Origin of the sequence: Microbacterium sp. (assembly GCF_035277845.1) — a bacterium.
Taxonomy (GTDB): Bacteria; Actinomycetota; Actinomycetes; order Actinomycetales; family Microbacteriaceae; genus Microbacterium.
In genome coordinates, this window is record NZ_DATEJS010000051.1 from 1 (window position 1) to 6,121 (window position 6,121).

The 6,121-nt window shown below is 70.9% G+C and carries 5 protein-coding genes and 1 pseudogene; 1 reads left to right on the plus strand and 5 read right to left on the minus strand.

Annotated features, from left to right (window positions below; genetic code table 11):
• Positions 1–165 precede the first annotated feature (165 nt).
• From VJR25_RS01945 to VJR25_RS01960, 4 genes are all read right to left on the minus strand, one after another.
• On the minus strand, positions 166–1,545 hold the full coding sequence (locus VJR25_RS01945) for a dihydrolipoamide acetyltransferase family protein (RefSeq protein WP_324111967.1): 1,380 nt from the start codon (positions 1,543–1,545) through the stop codon (positions 166–168).
• 135 nt (positions 1,546–1,680) lie between these two features.
• Positions 1,681–2,646 carry an alpha-ketoacid dehydrogenase subunit beta gene (locus VJR25_RS01950; protein WP_414683705.1) on the minus strand — a complete coding sequence of 322 codons (966 nt, stop codon included), beginning with the start codon at positions 2,644–2,646 and terminating at the stop codon, positions 1,681–1,683.
• Positions 2,647–2,693: 47 nt separating this feature from the next.
• Positions 2,694–3,824: a thiamine pyrophosphate-dependent enzyme gene (locus VJR25_RS01955; RefSeq protein WP_324111971.1), complete on the minus strand. Its 1,131-nt coding sequence runs from the start codon at positions 3,822–3,824 to the stop codon at positions 2,694–2,696.
• Positions 3,825–3,828: 4 nt separating this feature from the next.
• Entirely contained in the window at positions 3,829–4,935 is a 1,107-nt protein-coding gene (locus tag VJR25_RS01960) for a histidinol-phosphate transaminase (protein ID WP_324111972.1), read from the minus strand.
• A 67-nt stretch (positions 4,936–5,002) separates the two neighbouring features.
• On the opposite strand from VJR25_RS01960, the gene VJR25_RS01965 reads away from it, so the two are divergent.
• On the plus strand, positions 5,003–5,395 hold the full coding sequence (locus tag VJR25_RS01965; protein WP_324111974.1) for a phage holin family protein: 393 nt from the start codon (positions 5,003–5,005) through the stop codon (positions 5,393–5,395).
• A 19-nt stretch (positions 5,396–5,414) separates the two neighbouring features.
• Here the strand turns inward: VJR25_RS01965 and VJR25_RS01970 are convergent.
• Positions 5,415–6,121 (minus strand): annotated as a pseudogene (locus tag VJR25_RS01970) (hypothetical protein); the annotation flags it as partial.

Sequence of the window (6,121 nt, forward strand, 5' to 3'; positions counted from 1 at the left end):
AACGACCGGCGGGGGGCGCTGCGCTCGCTCAACGACCGGCGGGGGGTCCTGCGTTTCGGCTCGCTGCGCTCGCTCAACGACCGGCGGGGGGCGCTGCGCCCACCTCTGCCCGGTCGTTGAGCGAGGGAGCGCAGCGACCGAGACGAAACGCAGCGACCCGCCGGCTCAGTCGAGCAGCAGCGCCGGCTCCTCGAGGATGGACGCCACGTCCGCCACGAACCGGCTCATGCCGTCGCCGTCGACCACGCGGTGGTCGAACGAGCCCGAGACCGTGGTGACCCAGCGTGGGCGCACCTCGCCGTCGACGACCCACGGCTTCTGCCGGATCGCGCCCATCGCGATGATGCCGGTCTCGCCGGGGTTGATGATCGGGGTTCCGGCATCCATCCCGAACACGCCGATGTTGGTGATCGTGATGGTGCCGTTCTGCTGCTCGGCGGGCTGCGTCTTGCCCTCGCGGGCGGTCAGCGTCAGCTTCTCGAGCGCACGCGCGAGCTCGCGCGTGGACAGGTTCTGGGCGTCCTTGATGTTCGGCACCAGGAGCCCCCGCGGGGTGGCCGCGGCGATGCCGAGGTTCACGTAGTTGCGCACGCGGATCTCGGCGCCGCCGTCGGTGTCCGCCCAGACGGCGTTGACCATCGGGGTGCGCCGCACGGCCCAGATCACGGCGCGCGCCATGATCAGCAGCGGCGACACCTTGATGTCGGCGAAGTCGGGGGACGCCTTGAGGCGCTTGACGAGCTCCATGGTGCGGGTGGCATCCACATCGGTCCACACCGACACGTGCGGGGCACTGTAGGCGGAGCGCACCATGCCGGAGGCGACGGCCTTGCGCACGCCCTTGACCGGGATGGTCTCCTCGCGGGTGGGGTCGGACGGGGCGAGCGTCGACGGCGCGGTGGCCTGCACCGGGGCGACGGCGGATGCCGCGCGGTCCACGGCGACCGGGATGGTCTCCTCGCGCACCTGCGACCATTCGGGTGTCGTCACATTGCGGAAGACGCTCGCCTGCGACGCGTGCTTGACGACGTCGTCGCGCGTCACCTCACCGGCGGGGCCCGACGGCACGACCGTGCCGAGGTCGACGCCGAGGTCGCGCGCCAGCTTGCGCACCGGGGGCTTGGCGACGACGCCGACGGATGCCGCGACCCGTTCCTGCGCGGGCTTCTGGGCGGGGCGGCGGCGCGACTGCACCTGACCGCCGGTACCGTAGCCGACCAGCACGGAGCCGGCGGCCTCCTCGGGCTCGGCCGCCGCGGGGGCGCCGTGCTCGCTGCGTCCGGCGGTGACGTCGGCATCCGCCCCCGCACCCACGATCGTGATGATCGCGGTGCCGACGTCCACCGTCACGCCCTCGGCGATCAGCAGCTCGCCCACCGTGCCCTCGAACGGCGACGGCAGCTCGACGAGCGACTTGGCCGTCTCGATCTCGACGAGCACGTCGTTGACGGCCACCGCATCGCCCGGCGCGACGCGCCACGACACGATCTCGGCCTCGGTCAGTCCCTCCCCCACATCGGGCAGGACGAAAGTCTGGGTGCTCATGGACGGTCCCTTCGGAAAGACGCAGCCCGCGCCCCCTCCTCGTTGACTTGCCCTGGATGTACGCGACACGCCGGGCGCGTCGTACATCCAGGGCAAGTCAACGAGGGGAGGCGGGGGCTGAGCGCGGCGTGCATGTCAGTAGGCCAGGGCCCGGTCGACGGCTTCGAGGATGCGGTCGGGGTCGGGCAGGTAGACGCCCTCGAGCTTGGCGGGCGGGAACGGCACGTCGAAACCCGACACCCGCAGCACCGGGGCTTCGAGGGCGTAGAACGCCTGCTCCATGACGGTCGCGGCCACCTCGGACCCGACCGACACGTTGCCGGGTGCCTCCTGGGCGTAGACCATGCGCCCGGTGCGGCGCACGGAGTCGAGGATGGGCCCGTAGTCGATCGGCGACAGCGACCGCATGTCGACGACCTCGCAGCTGGTGCCCTCGGACTCGGCGAGCGCGGCCGCCTGCAGCAGCGTCGTCACCATGGCGCCGTGACCGACGAGCGTGACATCGGTGCCGCGGCGGACGACCCGCGAGGCGTGCAGCGGCAGGGCGCGCGCCGACAGGTCGACTTCACCCTTCATCCAGTACTTCGCCTTGGGCTCGAGGAACACCACCGGGTCGTTCGAGGCGATGGCATCCTGGATCATCCAGTACGCGTCGTTCGGGGTCGACGGCGACACCACGCGCAGGCCCGCGGTGTGGGCGAAGTACGCCTCCGGGCTCTCCTGGTGGTGCTCGACGGCACCGATGTGCCCGCCGTAGGGGATGCGGATGACGACCGGCATCTGCAGGTTGCCCTCGTGCCGGTTGGTGAGCTTGGCGAGCTGCGTGGTGATCTGGTCGAACGCGGGGAACACGAACCCGTCGAACTGGATCTCGCACACCGGGCGGAACCCCGCCATCGCCAGACCGATGGCGGTGCCGATGATGCCGGACTCGGCCAGCGGCGTGTCGAGCACGCGGTTCTTGCCGAACTCCGCCTGCAGCCCTTCGGTGACGCGGAACACGCCTCCGAGCGGGCCGATGTCCTCGCCCATGAGCAGCACGTGGTCGTCGTCGGACATCGCCTGGCGCAGGCCCGCGGTGAGGGCGCGCACGAACGGCATGGTCTGGGTGGTCACGGCGGCGGCGGTCTCGATGGTGGTGGTGTCGCTCATCGCGCGTTCCCCTCGAAGGATGCCTCGTACTCGGCGAGCCAGGCGCGCTGCCGCTCGATCAGCGGATGCGGCTCGGAGTAGACGTGGGCGAACATGCCGTCGGCGGGGATGCCGTCCAGGGCCGAGGTGCGCTCGCGGATGTCGTCCGCCGCGGCTTTGGCCCGGGCGTCCACATCGGCGAAGAACCCTGCGGTGGACCCGCGCGCCTCGAGGAACGTGCGCATGCGCGTGATCGGGTCGCGCTGCGCCCAGGACTGCTCTTCGCCTGCACTGCGGTACTTGGTGGGGTCGTCGCTGGTGGTGTGCGCGCCCATGCGGTAGGTGACGGCTTCGATGGCGCGCGGCCCCTGGCCGGACCGGGCCTCGTCCAGAGCGCGCCGGGTCACGGCGTAGCTGGCGAGCACGTCGTTGCCGTCGATCTGGATGGACGGCATCCCGTAGCCCTCGCCGCGGCGGAACAGCGGCGCCGGGGACTGGGTGGAGACCGGAACCGAGATGGCCCACTGGTTGTTCTGCAGGAAGAACACCTCGGGGGTGCGGTAGCTGGCCGCGAAGACCATGGCCTCGTGCACGTCGCCCTGGCTGGACGCCCCGTCGCCGTAGTAGACGATGACGGCCTGATCGCGGTCGACGTCGCCGGTGCCGCTGCGTCCGTCGAAGGCCATGCCCATCGCGTACCCGGTGGCGTGCAGGGTCTGCGAACCGAGCACGAGCGTGTAGATGTGCGTGTTGCCGTTCGCCGGCTCGGCCGGGTTCCAGCCGCCGTGCGTGACGCCCCGCATGAGGCTCGTGATGCCGAGGGGGTCGACGCCGCGGATCATGCAGACGACGTGCTCGCGGTACGACGGGAAGACGTGGTCCTGCGGGCGGGCCGCGTGCGCGGACCCGACCTGCGCGGCCTCCTGCCCCTGGCTCGGCGGCCACAGGGCCAGCTGCCCCTGCCGCTGCAGGTTCGTGGCCTGCTTGTCGAATGCGCGGGCCACCGCCATGTCGCGGTAGAACAGCTCGAGCTGCTCGTGTGGCAGCGCCTCGATGATCTCGAGGTACGGTTGCGCCGCCGGTGTGGGCGCGAGGGTGCCGTCGGCCGCAAGGATGCGGACGATCGCCGGGTCGTCGGACTGGCTCACCGTTCTACGCTATCGCGCGCGCCGGGTGCTCAGCTTGGAGAGTGTCGATAACGGATGCCGCGATCCGTACGACATTCTCTACAGCGGTGCTCTCGCCGACGGAGATGCGGATGCCGTCTCCTGCGAAGGGGCGGACGATGAGTCCGGCCGCCTCGAACGCGGCCGCGGCGTCGGTCGTCTCGGCACCGGTGGCGAGCCAGACGAAGTTGCCCTGGGTCTGCGGGATGCTCCATCCCTGCGCCCGCAGCCGGGCGACGAGGTCGTCGCGGCGCTCGACGATCGTGCTGACCCGGTCGAGCAGGTCGGCCTCGGCGTCGAGGGAGGCGAGGGCGGCCTCTTCGGCCTGCGCGGTCACGGACAGCGGGATGGCGGTGCTGCGCGCGGCATCCAGGATGCGACGGTGCCCCACCGCGTAGCCGACGCGGAGGCCGGCGAGCCCGTACGCCTTCGAGAAGGTGCGCAGCACGACGACGTTGGGATGCCGGCCGGATGCCAGCACGCGGCGTCCGTCGACGGCGTCGGGGTCGGTGACGAATTCGGCGTAGGCCTCGTCCAGCAGCACCAGGGTGTCCGCCGGGACCTTCTCGATGAATGCGTCGAATTCGGCCTGCGTGACGATCGGGCCGGTCGGGTTGTTCGGCGTGCACACGATGACCGCCCGGGTGCGCGGCGTGATGGCGGCCGCCATGGCGTCGAGGTCGTGGCGGGCATCCGGCAGCAGCGGCACCTCGACCGGGGTGGCGCCGGCGATGAGCACGAGCCCCGGATACGCCTCGAACGAGCGCCAGGCGTAGACCACCTCGTCGCCCGGGCCGGCGGCGGCGAGCATCAGCTGGGCGATGATGGCGACGGAGCCCGAGCCGATGTGCACGTCGTCGGGACCGACCCCGTATCGCTCGGCGAGCGCGTGGCGCAGGCGGGAGGCGGTGGCATCCGGATACCGGTTGATCGCGGTCTGCTGCTGCATGGCGTCGAGCACCGACGGCAGCGGATCGAACGGGTTCTCGTTGCTGGAGAGCTTGAACGCGTCGGCTCCGGCCTGCTTGCCCTGCTTGTACGGCGGCAGGGCGGCGATCTCGGGCCGCACGCGAACGGGGATGTCGTCACTCACGCTCCGAGTCTAGGAGCGCGGGTGCTTCCCGGCCCATGGGCCGCCCCGGGCGTGGGAGACTCCGATCATGAGGTTCATCATCCACATCGTCGTGAACGCGTTCGCGATCTGGGTCGTCACCCTCATCCCGACCCTGAAAGTCACCGTCGCGCCGTTCGCGCCCGGCGGGACGCTGCAGTACGTGCTGACGCTGCTGGTGATCGCCCTGATCTTCGGCCTGGTCAATGCGATCGTCGGCACCATCGTGAAGATCCTGGCCTTCCCGCTGTACATCCTCACGCTGGGTCTGATCTCGCTCGTCATCAACGGATTCCTGCTCTGGCTGACGGGATGGCTGACGCACTGGTGGAGCTGGGGTCTTCGCGTCGAGAGCTTCTGGTGGGGTGTCGTCGCGGCCCTTCTCATCACCGTCATCAACTGGATCTTCGGCATCTTCCTGCGCCCCGCCCGGCGTCGCTGACGCAGCGGCGCCGCTTCACTCAACGGCCGGCACCCTCCCACGGCGCCGGGCCCCAGTACTGCCCGGGCGGCGGGGGCGGATCGACGTGCGGCGGTTCGGGCACGGTCGCGTCGTACTCCAGCACCTCGACCGAGACCGCGGCCCCGAGCTCGGCGATCCTGTCATGGACGGGCCGCAGCTGCGGGTCTCCGGATGCCTCCGCCAGCCGCGCCGTCTGGTCGTACGTGCCGAGGCCGTGCGCCGACAGCGGTCCGTCGTCGAGGGGTACGTCGCGGCGGATGACGACGCTGCCGTCCGAGCCCACCGGCGCGGCCGAGCCTCCCGCCGTCAGGTTCGCGACGATGTCGTGATCGTGCCTCAACTGCACGCTCAGCACGTCGTCGGACACCTGCGCCTCGGTCGGGGAGCCGGCTGTGACGAGCAGCTCCGTGCGGAACCCGCCGTCGAGGGCGATCCGCCCGGCGATCATGCCGCCCTGCGAATGACCGACGAGGTCCACGGTGTCGCCGGGGCCGGCCCCCGCCATCGCCAGCGCGCGCGCCGTCGCCTGGTACGACGTGCTGGTCTCATGCTGATAGAGCTTGAGGTTCGAGGTCATGTTGCTCGGATCCGTGCCGCCGAAGCCGCCGTCGCGCGTGCCGCGGATGTACGCCGCGTATCGGCGGGTGCCATCCGGCATCGTGTAGCGCTCGACGCGGACGAGTACTCTCTCTCCGTCCGGAATCC